At 37.0% G+C, this 22,998-nt stretch carries 22 protein-coding genes and 1 other annotated feature; of the genes, 16 read left to right on the forward strand and 6 right to left on the reverse strand.

Going from position 1 to position 22,998, the window contains the following annotated elements; genetic code table 11:
* The first annotated feature begins 78 nt into the window (after positions 1 to 78).
* Complete coding sequence (locus IGL17_RS06285) at positions 79 to 1,473, forward strand: 6-phospho-beta-glucosidase (RefSeq protein ID WP_002357694.1); 1,395 nt, start codon at positions 79 to 81, stop codon at positions 1,471 to 1,473.
* Positions 1,474 to 1,498: 25 nt separating this feature from the next.
* Here IGL17_RS06285 and IGL17_RS06290 read toward each other — a convergent pair whose 3' ends face one another.
* The gene (locus tag IGL17_RS06290; protein ID WP_002357693.1) at positions 1,499 to 2,005 is read right to left on the reverse strand and encodes a hypothetical protein; all 507 of its coding nucleotides are present in this window, start codon (positions 2,003 to 2,005) and stop codon (positions 1,499 to 1,501) included.
* 245 nt (positions 2,006 to 2,250) lie between these two features.
* On the opposite strand from IGL17_RS06290, the gene abc-f reads away from it, so the two are divergent.
* Complete coding sequence (gene abc-f / locus IGL17_RS06295) at positions 2,251 to 3,717, forward strand: ribosomal protection-like ABC-F family protein (protein WP_016617939.1); 1,467 nt, start codon at positions 2,251 to 2,253, stop codon at positions 3,715 to 3,717.
* A 40-nt stretch (positions 3,718 to 3,757) separates the two neighbouring features.
* On the opposite strand, the gene IGL17_RS06300 is transcribed toward abc-f, so the two are convergent.
* Positions 3,758 to 5,044, reverse strand: coding sequence for an NAD(P)/FAD-dependent oxidoreductase (locus IGL17_RS06300; protein WP_016617940.1), 1,287 nt, complete (start codon positions 5,042 to 5,044; stop codon positions 3,758 to 3,760).
* Between the two features lie 137 nt (positions 5,045 to 5,181).
* Between IGL17_RS06300 and gdhA the strand changes: the two genes are divergently transcribed.
* Together gdhA and IGL17_RS06310 are read left to right on the forward strand one after the other, a co-directional pair.
* Positions 5,182 to 6,528, forward strand: a complete 1,347-nt coding sequence (gdhA, locus tag IGL17_RS06305; RefSeq protein WP_016617941.1) for an NADP-specific glutamate dehydrogenase — start codon at positions 5,182 to 5,184, stop codon at positions 6,526 to 6,528.
* Positions 6,529 to 6,709: 181 nt separating this feature from the next.
* Positions 6,710 to 8,059: a glucose-6-phosphate isomerase gene (locus IGL17_RS06310; protein ID WP_002357685.1), complete on the forward strand. Its 1,350-nt coding sequence runs from the start codon at positions 6,710 to 6,712 to the stop codon at positions 8,057 to 8,059.
* 65 nt (positions 8,060 to 8,124) lie between these two features.
* Here the strand turns inward: IGL17_RS06310 and IGL17_RS06315 are convergent, their stop codons facing one another.
* Both IGL17_RS06315 and nrdI read right to left on the reverse strand, forming a co-directional pair.
* Positions 8,125 to 8,304 (reverse strand): hypothetical protein, encoded by a 180-nt coding sequence (locus IGL17_RS06315; RefSeq protein ID WP_002357684.1) that lies wholly within the window; start codon positions 8,302 to 8,304, stop codon positions 8,125 to 8,127.
* 58 nt (positions 8,305 to 8,362) lie between these two features.
* The gene (gene nrdI / locus IGL17_RS06320; RefSeq protein ID WP_002396395.1) at positions 8,363 to 8,806 is read right to left on the reverse strand and encodes a class Ib ribonucleoside-diphosphate reductase assembly flavoprotein NrdI; all 444 of its coding nucleotides are present in this window, start codon (positions 8,804 to 8,806) and stop codon (positions 8,363 to 8,365) included.
* Positions 8,807 to 9,014: 208 nt separating this feature from the next.
* Positions 9,015 to 9,062: a sequence feature (sodium ion sensor (DUF1646 type); this cis-regulatory element may regulate processes involved in with the transportation of sodium ions), on the forward strand.
* 116 nt (positions 9,063 to 9,178) lie between these two features.
* Between nrdI and IGL17_RS06325 the strand changes: the two genes are divergently transcribed.
* The 12 genes from IGL17_RS06325 (at position 9,179) to IGL17_RS06380 (ending at position 19,907) form a co-directional block, all read left to right on the forward strand.
* A complete protein-coding gene (locus IGL17_RS06325; protein ID WP_002391201.1) occupies positions 9,179 to 9,502 on the forward strand; it encodes a hypothetical protein in 324 nt (107 codons plus the stop codon).
* The gene (locus IGL17_RS06330; protein WP_016617942.1) at positions 9,492 to 11,471 is read left to right on the forward strand and encodes a V-type ATP synthase subunit I; all 1,980 of its coding nucleotides are present in this window, start codon (positions 9,492 to 9,494) and stop codon (positions 11,469 to 11,471) included. The genes IGL17_RS06325 and IGL17_RS06330 overlap by 11 nt, the downstream gene beginning before the upstream one ends.
* 27 nt (positions 11,472 to 11,498) lie before the next feature.
* Positions 11,499 to 11,972 (forward strand): V-type ATP synthase subunit K, encoded by a 474-nt coding sequence (locus IGL17_RS06335; RefSeq protein ID WP_002363905.1) that lies wholly within the window; start codon positions 11,499 to 11,501, stop codon positions 11,970 to 11,972.
* A 16-nt stretch (positions 11,973 to 11,988) separates the two neighbouring features.
* Positions 11,989 to 12,570, forward strand: coding sequence for a V-type ATP synthase subunit E (locus IGL17_RS06340; protein WP_016617943.1), 582 nt, complete (start codon positions 11,989 to 11,991; stop codon positions 12,568 to 12,570).
* Between the two features lie 16 nt (positions 12,571 to 12,586).
* On the forward strand, positions 12,587 to 13,588 hold the full coding sequence (locus IGL17_RS06345; protein WP_002363908.1) for a V-type ATPase subunit: 1,002 nt from the start codon (positions 12,587 to 12,589) through the stop codon (positions 13,586 to 13,588).
* Positions 13,578 to 13,889: a V-type ATP synthase subunit F gene (locus tag IGL17_RS06350; RefSeq protein WP_002357676.1), complete on the forward strand. Its 312-nt coding sequence runs from the start codon at positions 13,578 to 13,580 to the stop codon at positions 13,887 to 13,889. The genes IGL17_RS06345 and IGL17_RS06350 overlap by 11 nt, the downstream gene beginning before the upstream one ends.
* A 17-nt stretch (positions 13,890 to 13,906) precedes the next feature.
* Entirely contained in the window at positions 13,907 to 15,688 is a 1,782-nt protein-coding gene (locus IGL17_RS06355; protein WP_025193351.1) for a V-type ATP synthase subunit A, read from the forward strand.
* Positions 15,681 to 17,057: a V-type ATP synthase subunit B gene (locus tag IGL17_RS06360; protein ID WP_002357674.1), complete on the forward strand. Its 1,377-nt coding sequence runs from the start codon at positions 15,681 to 15,683 to the stop codon at positions 17,055 to 17,057. Before IGL17_RS06355 ends, IGL17_RS06360 begins: the two co-directional genes overlap by 8 nt.
* A 4-nt stretch (positions 17,058 to 17,061) precedes the next feature.
* Positions 17,062 to 17,697 carry a V-type ATP synthase subunit D gene (locus IGL17_RS06365; RefSeq protein ID WP_002357673.1) on the forward strand — a complete coding sequence of 212 codons (636 nt, stop codon included), beginning with the start codon at positions 17,062 to 17,064 and terminating at the stop codon, positions 17,695 to 17,697.
* Between the two features lie 74 nt (positions 17,698 to 17,771).
* Positions 17,772 to 18,161, forward strand: coding sequence for a hypothetical protein (locus tag IGL17_RS06370; protein WP_016617945.1), 390 nt, complete (start codon positions 17,772 to 17,774; stop codon positions 18,159 to 18,161).
* A 138-nt stretch (positions 18,162 to 18,299) separates the two neighbouring features.
* Positions 18,300 to 18,809 (forward strand): RNA polymerase sigma factor, encoded by a 510-nt coding sequence (locus IGL17_RS06375; protein WP_002360391.1) that lies wholly within the window; start codon positions 18,300 to 18,302, stop codon positions 18,807 to 18,809.
* Positions 18,810 to 19,907 (forward strand): hypothetical protein, encoded by a 1,098-nt coding sequence (locus IGL17_RS06380; protein ID WP_016617946.1) that lies wholly within the window; start codon positions 18,810 to 18,812, stop codon positions 19,905 to 19,907.
* Positions 19,908 to 20,015: 108 nt separating this feature from the next.
* Here IGL17_RS06380 and IGL17_RS06385 read toward each other — a convergent pair whose 3' ends face one another.
* Positions 20,016 to 20,903 (reverse strand): serine hydrolase, encoded by an 888-nt coding sequence (locus IGL17_RS06385; RefSeq protein WP_002357668.1) that lies wholly within the window; start codon positions 20,901 to 20,903, stop codon positions 20,016 to 20,018.
* Between the two features lie 154 nt (positions 20,904 to 21,057).
* A complete protein-coding gene (locus IGL17_RS06390; protein ID WP_016617947.1) occupies positions 21,058 to 22,938 on the reverse strand; it encodes a fructose-bisphosphatase class III in 1,881 nt (626 codons plus the stop codon).
* Between the last annotated feature and the right edge of the window lie 60 nt (positions 22,939 to 22,998).

Consider the following 22,998-nt stretch of genomic DNA (forward strand, 5'->3'; position numbering starts at 1 on the left):
TGCTTGACATGGGAACATTCCCATAATTTATCCTAAAGATGTAAACGATAACAATTTAATCAAGGAGGAAGAAGACGGATGACAAGAGGAGCATTAAAAATTGCAACAATTGGTGGCGGTTCTAGTTATACACCTGAATTAATTGAAGGATACATCAAAAGAAAAGATGAACTGCCAATTAAGGAAATTTGGTTAGTTGATATTGAAGCTGGTAAAGAAAAATTGGAAATCGTTGGGGCAATGGCGAAGCGCATGATTAAAGCTGCTGGTTTAGATTGGGAAGTTCATTTAACATTGGACCGTGAAGCAGCCTTAAAAGGGGCGGATTTTGTTTCAACACAGTTTCGTGTAGGATTATTAGATGCTCGCATTAAAGATGAACGGATTCCTTTGTCACATGGGGTATTAGGCCAAGAAACAAATGGCGCGGGAGGAATGTTTAAAGCATTTCGAACAATTCCTGTCATTTTAGCTATTATTGACGATATGAAACGTCTTTGCCCAGATGCTTGGTTAGTGAATTTTACTAATCCAGCTGGAATGGTTACGGAAGCTGCAATTAAACATGGCGGTTGGAAAAAAACAGTTGGCTTATGTAATGTGCCGATTGGTCATAGAAAACAAGCGGCCGAAATGCTGGGAATTCCAGAAGAAGACTTATTCTTTAAATTTGCTGGAATTAATCATTTCCATTGGCACCGCGTTTGGGACAAAGAAGGACAAGAGCGAACACAAGAACTCATTGATTTAATTTACGGACCTAAGCAAGAGCAAGAAAGTCATTTGAAAAATATTTTTGATGCGCCGTTCCATTATGAACAGTTAAAAGATTTAGGAATGTTACCATGTGGTTATCATCGCTATTATTATATTGAAGATGAGATGTTGAAGCATTCCATCGAAGAGTATGAACGGGGCGAAACAAGAGCACAAGTGGTTAAAGAAACGGAAGGTCGTCTGTTTGAATTGTATAAAGATCCCAAACTAGATTACAAACCAAAAGAATTAGAAGAACGGGGCGGCACACACTATAGCGATGCAGCTTGTGAAATGATCGCATCAATCTATAATGATAAACGAACGGATATGGTTGTTTCTACTGAAAATAATGGGACAATTACTGATTTACCGTATGATTGTGTTGTAGAAGTATCTGGACCTGTGACAGCACATGGCCATGAACCTTACAACTGGGGGGCCTTTCCGCCAGCAGCACGAGGAATTATTCAAAATATGAAAGCTATGGAAGAAACGGTTATTCGAGCAGCCATCAATGGTGATTACGGCGCAGCATTGCATGCTTTCACTATTAATCCATTAGTTCCTGGCGGCGTCATGGCGAAGACCTTGTTGGACGAATTATTAATTGCCCACAAAGCACATTTACCGAATTTTGCAGATGCGATTAATAAAATTGAAGAAACACAACCAGAAACAGTCACATATGTGGCCGAATTAATGAAAAGTAATTAAAAAATATCGCACGCTAAAGATTCGTTTAGTGTGCGATACTTTTTTTAGAATAGGAAGCAAAGGATTCCGTTTTTTTCTTGACAGTAAAATGATAGGTTTGTTGCCGGAACAGCCACTGAATACCAGAGTAAATTAAAATTTCAGCAATAATAAATGTCGAAAGTTTCTGTGCGGAAAGGAATAATAGCGTTAAAATTAAAAATAAGACGACACAGGTATAGAAAACGTGTTGCAATTTTTTAGAATTGATAATCGTGATTTCTTTGGTATCTTCAGTAACTTCAATGCGCCGATAAAATTGGAACCAGCCTTCATAGAACGTTAAAACATCCCCAGGATCAGCTTCAATTTCAATAGGTACATTAGTAAAAAGTTTCCCTTGATGCACACCATTTTTATAAAATGTAAAATAGCGTAACGCGCCCCAAGCTGATGTTTTTCGTGTCAATGTAATCTTCATGGTTTTCACCTCCGTCTTTATTTTGCCATAGTTTCGGTAAAATTGTATCCTACTAAAGTCCGATTCTCTGATATTAGGGTCAGAATTGACAAAAGAAAGCAGAGGTGTTAATGTGGGAGTAATTAAACGAGGAGGTATAATTGTATGTTGGCATCTATCAGAATTTGGATTGACTTTTTGACAAAATAAATTGAATAAATCTTATCAAAAAGTCTGAAATTAAAATTCATGGGTGACGTGTGTACTTTTATACGAAACTACAAGGATAGCGATTAGGCTGTCCTTTTTTGCGTACCCAAGATTCTTTCGTTTCAGAAATGAAAGAAGAGGGCGAAATGAAAAAATTAAGTATTCATCTGAAAGAAGTAAGTATTCACTTTTCGGGAAAAACAATTCTAGAAATTGATGAATTATTTGTATATGAAAATGAAAAAATTGGGATTATTGGTAAAAATGGCGCAGGAAAATCAACACTGCTCAATTTAATTATGGGTAAGATTCAATCAGACAAAGGAAAAGTTCAAAGATTGAACGACTTTCATTACTTGGTACAAGTAGCTGAAGAAATAACGAATGAACCAGAGAAAACTGACAAAAACTGTTTGCTAAATCAGAAAAATCAAAAACTAAGTGGTGGCGAAAAAGTCCAAAAACGCTTAGCAACATTATTTTCAGAGTATCCAACCGGGGTTATTTTAGATGAACCAACCACACATTTAGATAAAGAACATCGTCAGTTGTTAGTGGCAGATTTAACGTATTATTATGGGACCGTTTTGTTTGTTAGTCATGATCGCTTTTTCTTGAATCAATTAGCAGAGAAAATTTGGGAAGTTTCGGATGGACATGTCAAAGAATATTTAGGAAACTACGATGCCTATTGTCGTCAAAAAGAATTGGAACAGCAAACACGATATAATGTCTATCATCAGTATCAAAAGGAAAAGAAAAAATTACAGGAATCTTACGCAAAGAAACAAGCACAAGCGCAAAAATCTAGTCATGTTTCAAAAAAACAAAAACAAAAGCAAATTAAACCTAGTCGTTTAGCTGGTTCTAAACAAAAAGATACCGTACAAAAAGCACTCCAAAAACAAGCGAAAGCGATTAATGCCAGAATTGACAGATTACCCAATGTTGCGCAAGCAAAACAAGAGCGAAAAATTATTTTTCCTACTAATAATCAGTTCTCTTTATACAATCCATATCCAATTAGAATTGAAAATTTAACTTTCGCTTATGAGAATCGAGCAATTCTTAACCAAGTGAACGTTCAAATTCCTTTAAACGAAAAAATAGCACTTTGTGGAAAAAATGGTGCTGGGAAGAGTACTTTTCTTCAACAAATTGAAGCCCGTCACCCGGCCATTTACTTTTCTCCCAAAGTCCGGTTAGGAACGTATCATCAATTAGATTATCGATTAAAAAATGATGAACCACTGTTGACTTATTTATTGAAGCGGACAAATTATTCTGAAAAGATTGTGCGTTCACTTTTATATCGGCTAGGTTTTCAACAAGAAAATTTACAGACAAAGATATCTTCTCTAAGTGGTGGCGAAGCCATAAAAATTACTTTGGCGCAATTGTTTATAGAACCAAATAATATCATCTTATTGGATGAACCCACCAATTTTCTTGATTTAGAGACAATCCAAGCACTTGAAGAATTTATAAGTGCCTATCAAGGAACAGTAATTTTCACCTCGCATGATGAAACGTTTGTGGAAAAAGTAGCCACCCGCACTATTTATTTAGAAAACGGGAAAATTATTGATAAATAAAAAAAGCAAACAAAAAGTCGCTATTTTAGCGACTTTTTGTTTAGACTTCTTCAATTGGTAAATAGGTGTATTCTGCAATTTCTGCGGCATGGGAGCCAGCAACATGTCCAGTGACAAATGCAGCTGTAACATTGTAGCCTCCAGTATAGCCATTAATATCTAAAAGTTCACCAGCAAAAAATAAACCATTGACTAATTTGCTCTCCATTGTTTTAGGGGTCACTTCTTTGAGGGAAATCCCACCGCCTGTGACAAAAGATTTTTCCAAAGGCAATGTTTTCGTAACAGTGAACTGAAAGTCTTTCAGTAGTTCCACAAAGGAAAGACGTTGCTTTTCTGTTAGTTGTTTGGCAGGCACTTCTTCAATTGCTAGTTTCTCTAGATAAAAAGTGAGCAGACGTTCTGGTATTAAAGAATGAAAGGCATTTTTTGCCACTTTATTTGGCTGTTCCGCAATCATGCAATCAACATTTTTCAGCACTTCTTCAAAAGATTTTGTCGGAAACACATCCAAGGCTAACGTGACAGGTTGATTGCCGTTGCGAGTTAATTCTTGGTTAATAAAACTAGAGCAGCGGAGCGCGGCAGGTCCTGAAATGCCAAAATGTGTAAACAGCATATCCATTTGATGATTAACTAAAGGTTTTCCTTTTTGGTTCAAAACAGTTAAATTAACATCTTGTAAAGAGAGACCTTGCAACGTTTTATCAAGGATAAAAGGTTCTTCAGAAATAATAGGCGATTCGGTAGGGTAGAGTGGGCTGATGGTATGCCCCATTTTTTTGGCTAGTTTATAGCCATCACCAGTTGCTCCTGTGGAAGGATAAGTGCGGCCGCCAGTTGTTAATACAACACACGGTGCATAAATTTTTTCCAGTTCGGTTTCAACGCCAATTATTTGATCGTCTTTTCGTAGTAATTTTGTGACCTGTGTTTTTGTAAAAACAGTAACTCCTAATTCGTTAATACGGTTAAATAGCGCATCAACAATTGACTTCGATTTATCTGTGACAGGGAACATGCGTCCGTGATCTTCTTCTTTTAAGTGAATACCATTGGATTCAAAAAAGTTCATGATATCATAGTTATCAAATTGTGAAAATGCGCTGTATAAAAATTTTCCATTCCCAGGAATAAATGAAATGATTTCTTCTGCGGGCCGATTATTGGTTACATTACAGCGGCCGCCACCAGTCATTAATAATTTTTTCCCAACACGACGATTTTTTTCAATCAATAATACTTGAGCGCCAGCTTCTGCGGCCGCAATCGTGGCCATCATACCACTCGTCCCAGCGCCGACAATAATTACATCAAATTTCTTCATAGTTCTCCTCCAATTCAATAGGTAGTGTACCATAATTACGGGATTTTTTCTGGATTTAAGGAAAAAATAAACGTTTGACTATGGTAATTTTTGAATTTTCAGTTAAAATAAACCTATAACAATGAGAGGATGATTAAATGGACGCAAAACAATATGTTAAAAATATTCAAGAAAAGATTCACCAATTAGACCAAGGTCAAACAGAATATTTACAAGCAGTCGATGAGTTTTTACCAACCGTAGAAGGTTTTTTAGAAAAAAATCCTCAATACATTGAAGCAAATGTTTTAGGTGTCTTGATTGAACCTGAACGTATTTTTCAATTTCGTGTGCCGTGGCAAGATGACCAGGGCAACTGGCATGTGAACAGAGGCTATCGTGTTCAATATAATTCAGCGATTGGACCATACAAAGGTGGTTTACGGTTTCATCCAAGTGTGAATTTAAGTGTGATGAAGTTTTTGGCCTTTGAACAAATTTTTAAAAATAGTTTAACTGGTTTGCCAATCGGTGGCGGCAAAGGTGGTAGTGATTTTGATCCAAAAGGCAAGTCAGATGCTGAAGTGATGCGCTTTTGTCAAAGTTTCATGACCGAGCTTCAAAAACATATTGGTCCAAGTACAGATGTTCCAGCAGGCGATATTGGCGTAGGCGCTCGTGAAATTGGTTATTTGTTTGGTATGTATAAACGCTTGCGCAACTATGATGCAGGAGTGTTGACTGGCAAACCTTTAGGATACTGGGGAAGCCAAGCAAGAACAGAAGCGACGGGTTATGGAACGGTTTATTTTGTTAAACATTTATTAGCAGATAAAAACGATACGTTTGAAGGCAAAAAAGTCGCTGTTTCTGGTAGCGGGAATGTCGCAATTTATGCCATGGAAAAAGCGACTGAGCTAGGCGCCACAGTAATCACATGTTCCGATTCGTCTGGTTTTGTCTATGATCCAGAAGGAATTGATGTGGCGTTAGTAAAAGAACTAAAAGAAAAAAATCGTGAACGCATTTCAAAATATGTTGAAACACGTAAAGGCGCAACTTATTATGATAAAGAATCTGTTTGGGATTTCGAAACAGCGTATGACATTGCGTTACCATGTGCAACACAAAATGAAATCAACGAAAAGCAAGCCGCTATTTTAGTGAAAAATGGAGTGAAAGTCGTGGCAGAAGGCGCAAATATGCCTTGTACACTAGAAGCAGTCGCCGTTTTTGCTAAATCAGCTGTAATTTATTGTCCAGGTAAAGCCGCTAATGCAGGTGGTGTTGCGGTTTCTGCATTAGAGATGAGCCAAAATGCTGAACGTTTAGCTTGGTCCTTTGAAAAAGTTGACGGTATGCTAGATCAAATTATGCAAAACATTTATGAGACTTGTCGTGATACAGCTAACAAATATCAGGCACGAGATAACTTTGTTTTAGGTGCGAATATTGCTGGCTTTGAAAAAGTAGCGGCAGCGATGCTGAGTCAAGGACTTGTTTAATAACAAAAAATGCTAGGATTTCCTAGCATTTTTTCTTGGTTTGTTTGATTAAGAGAATAAATATCTCTAATTAAATAGTTAAAATTAAACAATTGGTCTATCCAAAAGAATTTGCTTGAAAAAATGTCTAAAAACACGTAAAGTATACATGTAGTAAGTTTACTTTCGAGGAGGAAAAGGAATGTCACACATTCAATTAGATTATTCCAAATTAGCACCATTTGTTGCTGACCATGAATTGGAATACATGCAAACACAAGTCACTGCAGTGGACAAAGCATTACGTGAAGGTACAGGAGCTGGTAATGATTTTACTGGCTGGATTGATTTACCAGAAAACTATGACAAAGAAGAATTCGCGCGCATTAAAAAAGCAGCAGCAAAAATTCAATCTGACTCTGAGGTATTAGTAGTCATTGGTATCGGTGGTTCATATTTAGGTGCCCGTGCAGCAATTGAATTTTTGACACATTCATTTAATAATCTATTATCAAAAGAAGAACGGAAAGCGCCACAAATCTTCTTTGCTGGAAATAGCATCAGCTCAACTTATTTAGCTGATTTAATCAATGTGATTGGTGATCGTGATTTTTCTGTCAACGTTATTTCAAAATCTGGAACGACGACAGAACCAGCGATTGCTTTCCGCGTCTTTAAAGAGTTATTAATTAATAAATATGGCAAAGAAGAAGCCAATAAACGTATTTATGCGACAACTGACCGTGCTAAAGGAGCAGTAAAAGTTGAAGCTGATGCGGAAGGTTGGGAAACATTTGTGATTCCTGATGATGTGGGCGGCCGTTTCACTGTTTTAACGCCAGTAGGTCTTTTACCAATCGCTGTTAGCGGTGCGGATATTGATCGTTTAATGGAAGGTGCAAATGATGCACGTAAAGAATACGGCGCAACGAGCGACTTAAAAGAAAACCAAGCCTATCAATATGCTGCGTTACGTAACATTTTATATCGTAAAGGTAAAACAACTGAAATGTTAATTAACTATGAGCCTGGCATGCACTATTTCTCTGAATGGTGGAAACAATTATACGGTGAATCAGAAGGAAAAGATGGCAAAGGTATTTTCCCAGCAGCCGCAGACTTTTCAACTGACTTACATTCTATGGGTCAATATGTTCAAGAAGGTATGCGTAACTTATTTGAAACAGTGGTTAAAATTGAAAATCCACGCCATAGCATTTCAATTCCAGAACAAAATGAAGATCTAGATGGCTTAGGCTATTTACAAGGAAAAGAAATTGACTTCGTCAATACAAAAGCGTTCGAAGGTACGTTGCTTGCTCACACAGATGGTGGTGTGCCAAACATGATCGTTAAAGTGCCAACAATGGATGCTTATTCATTAGGTTATGTTATGTACTTCTTCGAAATTGCAGTGGGCATCTCAGGTTACTTAAATGGGGTTAATCCATTTGACCAACCAGGTGTTGAAGCTTACAAACGCAACATGTTCGCTTTATTAGGTAAACCAGGTTTTGAAGAATTAGCAAAAGATTTAAATGCACGCCTATAATTTGTAAATAACAGAAGAAAAGAGCCAGAAACACTTACGTTTCTGGCTCTTTTCTTCTGTTTAAATTATTTTTCCAATGGCTCGTTCCATTTTTTAGGACTCCAAATAGTTCCTTCCAATGCAACTTGAAGACTTTCATTATCATCTTCTAATTGTTCAATATATTTGATGGTTTCCTCGATAATAAAAGAATTGGGCTCTTCGCTGATTGACTGAAGTTGTTCTGCTAACCATGTATTTCTCATTTTTCTTCACCTCAAAATGTAGTCTATCATAGGTGAGCTTTTTAGTAATGAAACTTGCTTATTGGTTTTCCTTTAAAATAGCATAAATTCGTTCAATATCCGCTTGAGTACCTCTTAATTCATAGTCAGCTAAGAAGGGGAAGTTAAATTGTTCCGCATACTGTTTAGCTGTCAGGCAGTATTGGTGGTTAAAGTTTTTATTGCCGCTGCCCACCACGCCAGAGCAATAACGATAATTATTTTCAAAAGCAAGATATTCTCGCATGACTTCTGTTAAAATTTCGGTATTGCCGTTGTTGATGCCATCGCCACCATCTAAATAGGTAGGCACAAAAGTAAAAAATGGTTCTGTTTCTACTTCTAACGGAGAATTTTCCGAAATTTCTTTGAAAGTAATCGTAGGATTTTTTTCGTTTTGCTGATGTTGCTCTTCAGCATAAGCTGTTAAACGTTGAACAAATGAGCGTGTATTACCAGAGATTGAAATATATCGTATATTCATCAGAGATCCCTCCAAATAAATTTAATTGTTTACGTAAGTATAGCACATCTATGTGAAAAAAATTCAAGATCAATAATTATAAAGCGAAAAAAATAATGCCTTTTTATTACCTATTATAAAAGTGAAAATTTGTTATTTTAATTCATTTGGGTAAGTATTGAATTTTGCGAAAAACTTTGCTAAGATGGTAGAGTATTGAATAAAGAATGGTTGGGCGAAAGCTTCAAGGATTCAGTTCTTCAAGGGGTGAGAAGAACAATTTTTGAGTTTGCGCCTTTTTGCATACCTAAAACAAAAGGGCTGAGCGTATCTCTATTTCGCTAGTCCTTTTTCTTATATGCTAAAGGTGTAAAAACTAAGGAGGTGGAGACAATGGTACAAGAAGTACTAGAGCAAATCAAGGCAGCGGAAGATGCGGTGGAAGAGCATCGGCAACAAGCTAAGATGAATTGTCGTTTATATGAAGAACAGAAGCAAGAACGTTTAGCTAAACTACGTCAAGAGAGTGAAGAAGCTGTTGAAAAAGTGCTGACGGATTCACTAGCAACGCAAGAAAAGATGTTACAACTTGAAAAAGAACAACTTTTAGATGAAACAAAGCGCACTGAACAAGCGCTTCACGAACGTTACGAAGCGAACAAAGAACAAGTCATTGATTCAATTATTGAGAGGGTGAAAGACGTTTATGGCAGTTAGTAAAATGGAAAAAATGACAATAATTGCCGCTGCCGAAAAAGAAGCAGCAATTCTACAAGCCATTCAAGGCTTGCAAATTGTCGAAGTAAAACGGATTTTTCATTCGCCTGAAGAAGAACAAGCCTTAAAGAGTCAATATTCTTTTTTACAAGCAGAACAGTCAACTGAACAGCTACGTAAATATGAAACGATGCTACAACAATTGCAAGAGCTTCTTTTATTTTTGACACGCTCTTCAGGAAAAGGCTTAAAGATAAAAAGAAAAGTCTATACCTTAGAAGAGTTGGAACAAACCTTTGATGAAAAAACATTACAAAGCTATTTGACGGAATTAAAGAATATTCAAGAATCTTTGAAACAAATTCAAACGGATCGTCAAGGGTTAGAAGCAGAAGAAGAATTATTAGGCCGCTGGCAATATCTGGATGTTCTACCACACAAACAGCAGTTAAAAAGTAGTCATGTCGTTCATGGTTCGATAAATCTAGCCAATAAAGCCAGTTTCTTGAGCGCTTTGTCTCAATGGCCAACGGTTTATTTTGAAGAAATTTATCAAAGTATGCATCATAGTTACTTTACACTCGTTTACCTGAAGGAACATCAGCAGAGTGTAACCGAGTTATTAAACCAATATAGTTTTGAACCACTCCAATACCGTTATGATGTTCCGCCTAAAGAGGCATATCAACAAGTCAAAGAACGATATGAAATTTTACAAAAAGAAGAAAAAGCCTTAAAGCAACAACTGGCTTCTTATCATGATTTCTATGAAACGTTTTGCTTGGCTGAAGAAGTCTTATTGGCGGTTATCCAAAGAGAACAAGCACGTCAACATTTGTTAAATGCTTCATCATTTTTTATCTTGCAAACGTGGATTCCAGTCGAAGAAAAAGCCGAGATTTTGACAGCGATTGAAGAAAAAGTTCCTAAGGACGAAATAGCTCTTACTTTTGAAAATCCTACGAAGGCGGAAATTGAGACAGATATACCAGTTAAACTAGCGAATAATAAACTGGTGCAGCCGTTTGAAATGTTAACAGAGATGTATAGCTTACCAAAATATGAAGAAGTTGATCCGACACCTGCGATGATGCCGTTTTATCTAGTCTTTTTTGGCATGATGGTAGCGGATATTGGCTATGGCTTACTGATGCTACTCTTGTCTATTATTGCTTTGAAAGCATTTGTTTTACCGAGAGGCATGAAACGTTTTGCCGACTTTTTCTTGATTTTATCATTTCCAACAATTATTTGGGGCTTCATTTACGGTTCGTTTTTCGGTGCAGCATTACCGCCAACAATGTTTGGAATCAAATCACCATTTCCGATTTTATCAACGACCGAAGATGTAAATACGATTCTTATTTTATCGGTTATTTTTGGGTTTATCCAATTGGTTGTCGGTTTAATGATTAATGGGATTCAGTTATCAAAACAAAAGCGCTATTTAGATAGTATTAACGAAAGTTACGCTTGGTTAGGGATTTTGTTTGGTTTAGCATTGTTAGTCGTTGGTAAATTAGTGGTTAAAAATGAAGGCTTATTTACAGCAGGTGCGATTTTAGCTAGCCTTTCTGCCATTGCAATTATTGTGATTCCAATGATTCAATCGAAGGCCAAATTAAAAGGCTTAGCCAAAGGACTGTATGGACTATACGGTGTGACAGGTTATGTCGGTGATTTAGTTAGTTATACACGTTTGATGGCGTTAGGAATTGCTGGGGGAAGTATTGCTTCAGCGTTTAATATGCTCGTAGAGTTCATGCCGCCAGTTGCCCGTTTTAGCGTGGGCATCTTGCTGTTAATTGTTTTACATGCGTTAAACATATTCTTATCGTTATTAGGTGCTTATGTTCATGGCGCACGTTTGCAATATGTTGAGTTCTTTGGAAAATTTTACACAGGCGGTGGCCGGGCGTTTAATCCGCTAAAAACAAAAGAAAAGTATGTCAATGTTGAGAAAAAATAGAAAATTATTTATTGGAGGAAAATAGAGATGATGGATTACTTAATTAATAATAATGGTGGAATTGTTTTTGCAGTATTAGGAATGGCGATGGCGACAATTTTTGCTGGGATTGGATCAGCCAAAGGGGTTGGCTTTACTGGGGAAGCAGCAGCAGCTTTAACGACGGAGCAGCCAGAAAAATTTGGTCAAGCGTTAATTTTACAGTTATTACCAGGTACACAAGGACTATACGGTTTCGTTATTGCTTTCTTAATTTATATTAACTTAGGAAACGATATGAGTATGGTTCAAGGATTGAACTATTTTGTAGCAGCTTTACCAATTGCTTTTGCAGGATTGTTCTCTGGGATTGCCCAAGGTCGTGTAGCCGCTGCGGGGATCCAAATTTTAGCGAAGAAACCAGAACATGCAACAAAAGGAATTATCTATGCTGCCATGGTTGAAACTTATGCCATCTTAGGGTTCGTAATTTCCTTCTTACTTGTATTGAACGTCAAATAATTGAGGAGGCAGATGGATGGATGCCATTGAAAAAATCATCAGTGAAATTAAGCAGCAAGGAAAGCAAGAAGTCGAAGCCTATGTCACCAGTGAACAAACGCGCATCGATCAAGAATTCCAAGCAGCACAACAAGAAATTTTGCTGAAGCAAGAACATGAAATAGAAAAACGACAACAACAATTATTAAAAGAATTTAAACAACGCCAACAACGGCAAACACTAGAAATTCGTCAGGATGCATTAAATAAAAAACAAGCATATCTTAACCAATTATTTGACGAAGTGGTCTTAAAGATGAGTGAATGGTCAGCGGAAGAATTTCAACAATTCATGAAAGCACAATTAGGTTCACTTGAATTAACAGGAAACGCGACCATTCTTTTAGGAGAGTATTCTCAAACGAAAGTGACGCAAGAATGGCTGACCGCCCTTTCTGATGCTACTGTTCAATGGGAGCTTTCAGAGGAAGTTGTTCCAAAAGAAAGTGGCTTTATCGTTGCAAAAGACGGTTTGGATTATAATTTTCTCTTTTCAGCATTAGTTGAAGAGATTCAAAAAACAGAAGGCTTTAAAGTAGCAGAAAAACTTTTCAGTTAAGAAGGGAGGACGTAGAATGAGAAAACCAACGTATCATCAAATTAATCCGCTGATTCGTTTAAAAGAAACGGAGCTGCTTTCTGAGCAACAGTTTCAACAACTTTTAGAAGCGGAAACGGTTGAAGACGTTAAAAATATGTTAAAAAGTACGGTTTATCAACCTTATTTAACCGAAACTTTTGAAGAAAAATTTGACTACCATTCTTCTGAAGCGCTGGGAAGTCTTTATCGCTGGTTATATGAAATGGCTCCAGAACCAGCTGTAGTAACGTTGTATACGATGCGTTTTACCTTCCATAACTTGAAAATTTTGACGAAAGCTGAGCGAACAGGTAAAGATTTTGATTATCTTTATTTAGAGGATGGTCGTTATTCTCTAAACACAGTCAAAAGTGCCATTCATACAAAAAACTCTTCCGAACTTGAACCAGCATTATTAGAAGTGATCCGTGATGTTTTTGCCTATCTGGAAGAAGGCGGTTTGCCGCAAGCAATTGATATCCTTTATGATCGAGCATTTTTACAGCAACAGCGAAAATTAGCGGATGAATTGGGGTATGAAGAGTTAACGAAGGAAGTCATCGCTTTTATTGATTTAACCAATCTATCAACGATGGCTAGAGGGATTGTTCAACATCAAAACAGTAACTTTTTATCAACCGTGCTTTCTAGCGCTGGCAGTCTCTCAAAGAAAGAACTGTTGACCTATGCGGAAAAGTCACTTGTAGAATTTACAGCATTTGTCAGAACAACGAATTACGGACAACTATTAGAAAAGATTATCAATAAAGAAACCAATGAATTAAATTTATTGGCTTTTGAAAAACTCAAAGATGATTACCTGACCTCAATGTATGAAAACGGTCGAACGGTCGCTTTTGGGCCGCTCCCATTACTAGCCTTTTTGAATGCGAAAGAAGTTGAATGGAAAAATTTGCGTTTAATTTTGGTCGGAAAACATAGTGGGTTTTCAAATGAAAAAATTCGAGAAAGGATGCGAAAAGTCAATGGGGTATAAAATTGGTGTCATTGGAGACAAAAATTCAATCTTACCATTTAAACTGTTTGGCTTTGAGGTCCATCATGCCATTTCAGAAATGCAAGTTAGAGAAGCCATTGAAACTATGGCAAAAAATAAGTTTGGGGTCATTTTCATAACGGAAGAAGCCTCTACTTTAGCAGAAGAAACGATTGAACGATACAAAGAACAAGTGACACCAGCGATTATTTTAATCCCAAGTCATAATGGTACAATCGGAATCGGTTTAAGCGAGATTGAAAAAAATGTTGAAAAAGCAATTGGACAAAATATTTTATAATGCAAAGGAGAATGAGCGTGCAAATTGGAAAAATTGTCAAAGTTTCAGGTCCTTTGATTTTAGCTGAAAACATGTCAGATGCTAGTATCCAAGACATTTGTCATGTAGGAGATTTAGGCGTTATCGGAGAGATTATTGAAATGCGAGGCGACGTCGCTTCGATTCAAGTATATGAAGAAACAACAGGCATTGGACCAGGAGAACCAGTTATTTCAACAGGAGAACCATTATCTGTTGAATTAGCCCCAGGTTTAATTGCCGAAATGTTTGATGGTATTCAACGACCATTGGATACATTTCAAGAAGTAACCCACAGTAACTTTTTAGGTCGTGGTGTTAAAATTGATGCGTTAGATCGTGAGAAAAAATGGACGTTTGAACCGACTGTGTCAGTTGGTGAAGAAGTGTCGGCAGGTGACATCGTCGGTGTGGTTCAAGAAACACCGATTATTCAACATAAAATTATGGTGCCTTTCGGCGTTTCAGGAACGATTGCCGAAATTAAAGCAGGTGACTTTGCCATTGATGAAACAGTTTATTCAGTGGAAACGGCTAAAGGAACAAAAAGTTTTAGCATGATGCAAAAATGGCCCGTTCGGCGGGGACGTCCCATTTTAGAAAAACTAAGTCCCAAAGTACCGATGGTGACCGGACAACGCGTAATTGATACCTTTTTCCCAATTACGAAAGGCGGAGCGGCAGCAGTTCCAGGACCATTTGGCGCTGGAAAAACAGTCGTTCAGCACCAAATTGCTAAGTGGGCCGATGTCGACTTAGTCGTTTACGTTGGTTGTGGCGAACGCGGGAATGAAATGACAGATGTTTTAAATGAATTTCCAGAATTAATTGATCCAACAACTGGTGAGTCTTTGATGAATCGGACGATTTTAATTGCGAATACGTCAAATATGCCGGTGGCGGCACGGGAAGCCTCGATTTATACAGGGATTACCATTGCAGAATATTTCCGTGATATGGGTTACTCAGTCGCAATTATGGCGGATTCTACTTCTCGTTGGGCAGAAGCGTTACGAGAAATGAGTGGCCGATTAGAAGAAATGCCTGGTGATGAAGGCTATCCAGCCTATTTAGGTAGCCGCTTAGCTGAATATTATGAACGAGCAGGACAAGTCATCGCGTTAGGAAAAGATCATCGTGAAGGAAGCATTACAGCGATTAGTGCGGTTTCGCCATCTGGTGGGGACATATCAGAACCTGTCACCCAAAATACGTTACGCGTTGTTAAAGTATTCTGGGGCTTAGATTCTCAATTAGCACAAAAACGTCATTTTCCTTCTATTAACTGGTTGCAAAGTTATTCTCTTTACTCCACAGAAGTAGGGCAATATTTAGACTTGGAATTGCAAGGAAACTGGGCCGCTATGGTAGCTGAAGGGATGCGGATTTTACAAGAGGAATCTCAATTGGAAGAAATTGTTCGTTTGGTTGGGATTGATTCCTTGTCGGATAAAGACCGTTTAACGTTGGAAACAGCCAAATCATTACGGGAAGACTATTTGCAACAAAATGCTTTTGATGACGTGGATACGTTCACTTCTCGAACCAAACAAGCGAAAATGTTGCAATTGATTCTAACTTTTGGTGAAGAAGGTCAAAAAGCCTTAAGTTTAGGCACTTATTTCTCTGAGTTAATGGCGGGAACAGTTGAAATCCGCGATCGCATTGCTCGTAGCAAGTATTTACCAGAAGAAGAATTAGAAAAATTGGATCGTTTACAAGCAGAAATTAAAACAACGATAAAAGAAATCATTGCTGAAGGAGGAATGACGAATGATTAAAGAATATCGCACAATCAATGAAGTCGTTGGTCCTCTGATGATTGTTGAAAAAGTGGCAGGCGTAAAGTACGAAGAATTAATTGAAGTACGCATGCAAAATGGCGAAATTCGCCAAGGGCAAGTTTTAGAAATCAATGGAGATAAAGCGATGGTCCAAATTTTTGAAGGAACGAGTAACATCAATATTCGTGATTCAAAAGTTCGCTTTCTGGGACATCCTTTAGAATTAGGGGTTTCGCCAGATATGATGGGGCGCGTTTTTGACGGCTTAGGTCGCTTAAAAGATAATGGACCAGAATTATTACCTGAGAAAAAATTAGATATTAACGGCGAAGTTATCAATCCAGTTGCTCGTGATTATCCCGATGAGTTCATCCAAACAGGGATTTCAGCGATTGACCATTTAAATACCTTAGTTCGTGGTCAAAAATTACCTGTTTTTTCAGCATCTGGCTTACCTCATAAAGAATTAGCGGCACAAATTGCCAGACAAGCCAACGTGTTAAATAGTGAAGAAGAATTTGCCGTAGTTTTTGCGGCCATTGGGATTACCTTTGAAGAAGCGGAATATTTTATGGAAGATTTCCGTCAAACAGGCGCAATTGATCGTTCAGTCTTGTTTATGAACTTAGCGAATGATCCAGCCATTGAACGGATTGCAACACCTAGAATGGCTTTGACAGCTGCTGAATATTTAGCTTATGAAAAGGGCATGCATGTCTTAGTTATCATGACGGATATGACCAATTATTGCGAAGCGTTGCGAGAAATTTCAGCAGCACGCCGTGAAGTTCCAGGACGTCGTGGTTACCCAGGTTATCTTTACACGAACTTAGCAACGTTGTATGAACGGGCGGGCCGAATTCGTGGCTCAAAAGGTTCCGTAACACAGATTCCTATTTTAACAATGCCAGAGGAGGATAAAACACATCCAATTCCCGATTTAACTGGCTATATTACAGAAGGGCAAATTATCTTGTCCCGGGAATTATATAAGAGCGGTATCCAACCACCAATTGATGTCTTGCCATCACTTTCCCGTCTTAAAGACAAAGGAACTGGTGAAGGCAAAACGCGCGGGGATCATGCAGCGACGATGAATCAATTGTTCTCAGCCTATGCACAAGGGAAACAAGCCAAAGAATTAGCTGTCATTTTAGGAGAATCAGCTCTTTCCGATGTCGATAAAATTTACGCAGCTTTTGCCCAACGTTTTGAAGAAGAATATGTCAATCAAGGATTCGATACAAACCGTTCGATTGAAGAAACGTTAGATCTTGGGTGGGAGCTATTAAGTATGCTACCGAGAACAGAACTAAAACGAATTAAAGAGGATATGCTCGATCAATATTTAACTGAAGGGAAGTAGAAAAATGGCTCGATTAAATGTTAATCCAACCCGTATGGAACTTTCCCGATTGAAAAAACAGTTAACTACGGCCACGAGAGGTCATAAGTTGCTGAAAGACAAACAAGATGAATTGATGCGACGGTTTATTGCGCTAGTCAAAGAAAACAATGAGTTACGTATTCAGGTTGAACAAGAAGTGACGGATGCGTTATCAAATTTTGTATTGGCAAACGCAACGTTGAACGAAGCCTTTATTGAAGAGTTAGTGGCAATTCCAGCCGAAAAAGTTGAATTAGAAATTATTGAACAGAACATCTTAAGTGTGCCAGTTCCTAAAATGATTTTTGATTACGATGAATCGGTTCAAGAAGCACCCTTAGATTATGGCTACGTGAATTCAAACAGCGAGCTTGATCAAGCTTTTGCTAAAATTTCAAGCATTTTACCGAAATTATTAGCACTTGCAAATGTTGAAAAGACGTGCCAATTATTATCAAAAGAAATTGAAAAAACGCGTCGTCGTGTCAACGCCTTAGAGTATATGACGATTCCACAATTAGAAGAAACAATTTACTACATTCAAATGAAATTAGAAGAAAATGAACGTGGCGAAATTACACGTCTAATTAAAATTAAAAGCATGAACAAAGAAAATTAGTGGTTAGAAAGAACGAGTGCGAAGCCAGTTGGTAGCTTTCGTGCTCGTTTTTAATAAAAAAGGGAGTGGAAAAAATGAAAAATGAAGAACGCCGCAAAGCGATTGCGCTGAATTGTCAAAAGTACGAAAGTGATTATGCTCACTTGGTGGAACCAATCAATGAGCTACTGTTAAACTTGGGAGCGGATATTTCAGAAGAAGCCGCGAAGCAAATCATTCTGAATGTAAAACGATATCATCACGGCGTGAAATATCTTCCTGAGTGTCATTTAGATGAAAGTAACCAATTTATCGAAGATGGGCTTGAAGCTCTTAAAAAGGGAGATTTAGGCAACGGTGCGTTACAACTATTTGGGGCCGGCTTAAACTTTGCTAGTTTTGCAGCAAAAGCACAAGGAACCAAAAAAATTGATGCCCACCAAATGTTGGCAGAACGTTTTACGAAGTTGTTGTCTGTAAAGTAGCCAGCTACTCATTGTGAATTTTAGTATCTGGGATAGTAGTCAAAATGACTCTTGTCCCAGATATTTTTTTTATAAAAATATGAAACCTTTTACAGATACTTAACGTCTAATAGTTAGTTAAATGAAAAGAGGTGTTTTATGGATAAAATTTCAACAAAAAAATTAGTTCAGAAAGCAAAAAAAGGAGATGGACAAGCATTTGTTCACCTTTGTCAAAAATATGAAACAGTTTTATACAATGCTGCATATAAAATGCTATTAAACGAAGTCGACGTTGCTGATTGTTTACAAGAAACTGAACTATGTGCATGGGAAAAAATAACAACATTAAAAAATGAATATGCGTTTAATTCATGGATTTTTAAAATAATGTTAAACCAAGTTCAAAATATTTTTAGAGAAAAGCAGAAAACAACTCACTGGATGGATACTTATTCTCCTGTTCCTGCTTTTGATGATTTATATGATTTGGATAAAGGATTACATAAATTACCTGATAATTATCGTGTTCCGCTAGTTATGTACTATTATGTTGGCCTTAGTATAAAAGAAATCGCTCAGCAACTTGATGTTTCAACAAATACCATCAAAATTCGTCTTTCTCGTGGTCGAAAAAAATTAAGGACATATTTAAAGGAGACATGGTAAATGGATAGAAAACGAAGTGATATATTAAAATATGAAAAAAAGATGCCTTTAGAAACAGTGGAACGTTTAAACATACAAAGAACTAAGATATTAATGGGAGAAATAAAACAATACAGACAGCCAAAGAAAAAGATATCGCGTAAACATTTAATTATAGGGCTAATTAGTATTGCTACCACTTTTACTTTGATAGTAAAAACACCCATTGGACGTGCCATAGAAGAGGTGTTGGGGATTAGTCAAGATACAGGTGTTCAAACAGTAGAATCTTCTGGTGTTCCAACAAAACTAGAATTGCGGAGTGTACAAAATGAGCGAGAAATCGTATTAACAAAATTTGTATCGACAAAAAATAAAATGGCGTTTGATTATCAATTTAAGATTAAAGATCAAAAATTAAAAGAGTTATTACAGAAAAAAATCGCTAGAAATAATTATTCTCAAGATATTCAACTAGGGTTATTTAGAGAAGGAAGCAAAGAAGATTTATTTGGGGGTGTAAGTTCAACATCGTTATATAGAATCGAGAAGGATGTTTTTTATGGTTCAGTGATTTCAACTTTCAATAAGCAAAAACTTGTTAGTCAAGATCAATTAACGCTCCATATCTACCGATTAGCTTGGGAAGATCAAGAACAGCATGATAATGAATTAAAAGAAGCAATCAAAGCAAGTAGCCGATCTTTTAGTGTTGAGAATGCATTAGAGTATCAAGGCGATTGGACGTTTAAAATTCCTTACCAACCCATTATGAAAGAAACGAAACCTAGTATTAAAAACGTGAAAAAAATTAAAAATATTAAGGCCCAAAGTGATGCACTTCAAACTACGCTGATTATGGATATTCCAAATCCAGAAAAAAATAAAAAAAGTCGTGAGATTCTAATTTCAGTTTATAAAAACGGTCTTGAGATACCTATTGCACGTCAGATTGGTAGTGGCTTTAATAAAGGGGAAGATGCTACAATTAACATTTCTTTTGACTTAAGTAGTTTGGATCATAAGTCATTATATAAAGTAATCGTTAGAAATTCTTATGAAGATGATGCAGCAGGAAAAGAATTAGGTTCGTTGGAGTTAAAAAATACTCAGAAATAATTGCTAAAAAGGTTATGGAAAATACAAATATTTTAATTAATATAACTACTAAAAAAGCATCTTTTTTATTGAGCGTTGTCATTAAAAAAGATGCTTTTATTTTCATTATCAATGGTTATCATTAGGATATTCAGACACCTGTAATTGCCATAACTTATCTGTCACTGAAGCAATAAACGCAGCACTCTTAGCATTATCAGGTCCTTTAGTAAAAATTGCTAAAGCAAAGGGGTGAGGTGTTTCTAAAATCCCCATATCATGAATAAATTCATCATAGGAACCAATTTTATGAGCAACTTTTCCTTGAGTTGTGGGAGTTTCCATTCTTTCATGGAAAACACTTTGTTTCATAGAATCATAAATCGCTTGGTAATCTGGTTTTGTTGCTTTTTCAGTATATAATTTTTGTAGAATAACAAGCGCATCTTCAGAAGAAAATTGTGGCTCTTCAATCGAAGGTGTCTTGTGCAAATAACGCTGATACATTTCTCGTTTTGCTTTTGCATCACCACCCAATGTGTCATAGAGCATATTTTTAGCGATATTATCAGAATAGGTGATGGCATATTCTTGTAACGTTTTTAATGGATACTCTGGTTGGATATTATAGGCAATGATCCCAGTTCCTTCTTCATAATCTTCTTCGGCGTTATAGGGAATCAGGTCTGTCCATTTTTTTTGACCAGAAGCAACCGTGTCGGCGACTAGCATCGTCAGGGGCACTTTAATAGTACTAGCTGTATAAAATTCATGTTGGCCATTCACGGAACGCTGTTCGCCAGTTTCTAAATCCAAATAACTAATCCCAACCGTTCCTTCAAATTCTTTGACAGAAGCGACGAGCAGGTCATTTATTTTATCAAAAAATACTGTATTTGCTGAATTATTTTCTTCCTTGTCTTTCGTATGCTTCTCATGTTTGGCGGAATCAATTGTAACTTTTTGTTCAGATTCTTTGGCATAATCTTCGCCACGACTTGAGAAGAAGAAGCCCACAATTAGGAAAAAGCAAAGAAAGAAAATGATGCCGTATAGTGAGAGTTGCTGTTTCTTCAATGTAAAACCCTTTCCGTTTCTCTAATAGATATTTTTCTCAACTCCTCCATTTAATCATTTTTCGGATAAGAGCGCAAGCGTCTTTTTAACGGCACTACTGGTTTTGTTTCATTTGTTTTTGGAGTGCTTGCGATTGCTTTAATAGCTCTTTGCCGATAGTGGTATCTTTTACCAATAGCCGCTGTAAGGGACGATCGATGACTTGTTTGATGGAATGAATGTCTTGATTATTTAAAATGGCTGTTTCTTTACTAGAAAAAGATTTATGCGCGGTCAGTTGTAAACCAAACGAGTTGTACAACAATGTATAACCAGCAATCCCAGTAATTGTCTGATAAGATTTTGAAAAGCCGCCGTCAATTACGAGAAGCGTGCCATTTGCTTTGATTGGTGATTCGCCTTTTGTTCGTTTAACTGGTGTATGACCATTTATGATATGTCGATTTTCACCAGTCACTTCAAATTCATCTAGGATTCTTTCACAAACTTCAACCGTATCACGCAAAGAGTAGTAAGGATTCTTTTCTTCGTAATGTGTTTCTTTTTCAGCGAGAAAATAACGCTCGAAGGTTTTCATAGCTCGTTTGCCAAATAATGAGGAACCTTCGCCACACCAAAGATACCATAAACAATCTGTTGCATAGTCATCTGTACTAGCAGGCTGAGCATAAGCTTCTTCTAACATTTCCTGAAAGAAGTCAACTAAAGCTTTTCCTGAATAGGAGTGGCCTTTAAATGTATAAGCTTGAAAAGTACCGTCCGCATTCAGAGGCAGACAGCCATGAATCAATAAATTTTGATTATACACAAGGTAAAGAGAAGCTTTTTCCATTAGAAAGTGCATGTGTTTTGTTAACCGCGGTGAAGACTGAAATTGCGTTAATAAATCATCAATTATCTGTTTTTCCTCACGTGTTAATTGGTAAGGCTGCTCTTCAGAAACGGTTTGGAAACAGCTGTTAATTAATGTATAACGACATTCGTCAAAAGTAATAGTTTCCCCTTGAATCTTATCTAAGCGTAGCCGATGTGCCAAGTTAAAATCAGGGCGTCGACCAATAATTTGGCCTTCTAGTTTTTCTTGAATAATGGCAATGGCTTGTTGCACACGCATCGCTACTTGTTTTTCAGCTTCAGTTAACGCACGATAGGGATTTTTCTTGGGTGCAAAAGCAGGATTTTCTTTATATGTTTCTAAACTAAATTTTTTTAAGGCGGTTAAATCGATAGCATAACGTTCTTCTAACAGATCTAAATTTCCATAGCGAGCACAAATACGTACTACATTGGCTAAACAAGCCAGTGAACCACTATAAGCAGCCAGCCAAATCATATCGTGATTGCCTAGTTGAATATCCAAGGAGTGATAGGACATTAATCGGTCCATAATTTTATCTGGTGCTGGCCCCCGATCATAGATATCACCAATAACATGTAGGTGATCAATAATCAGACGTTGGATTAGATAAGCTAATTCTGTCACGAAACGTTTGGCTTCACCTAGTAAAATAATTTTTTCAATAATTTGTTGATAGTAACCGTTTTTGGTTGTTGTTTCATCATATTGATAAATCAATTCTTCGAGAATATACCCATAGGTTTCAGGAAGGGCTTTGCGAACTTTAGAACGTGTGTACTTCATCGAAGAAGAACGGACGATTTCAACCAGACGGCGAATCGTTAATAGCCACCATTCATAAGAGAGGGCGCTTTCATTTTCTAAAAGTGTTAATTTTTCTTCTGGATAGTAGATAATAAAACAAAGCTCGTCCATCTGATGGGCATTTAATTCTTGTTTAAATAAAAATTGAACTTTTTCTCGGATTCGCCCAGAACCATTTCTTAAAATATGGTCAAAAGCTTCAAATTCACCATGTAAATCACTGACAAAATGTTCTGTTCCTTTCGGTAAATTCAAAATTGCTTCCAAATTAATAATTTCTTCAATTTGTTGATCGCGGTTCAGTGTAGCCAAGTCATCTGCCTTCTTTCTTTTTCGTATATACCAATTTCGATTTAAAAGATTAAAGTCTTG

The organism is Enterococcus sp. AZ088 (genome assembly GCF_051714845.1).
GTDB classification, from domain to species: domain Bacteria; phylum Bacillota; class Bacilli; order Lactobacillales; family Enterococcaceae; genus Enterococcus; species Enterococcus faecalis.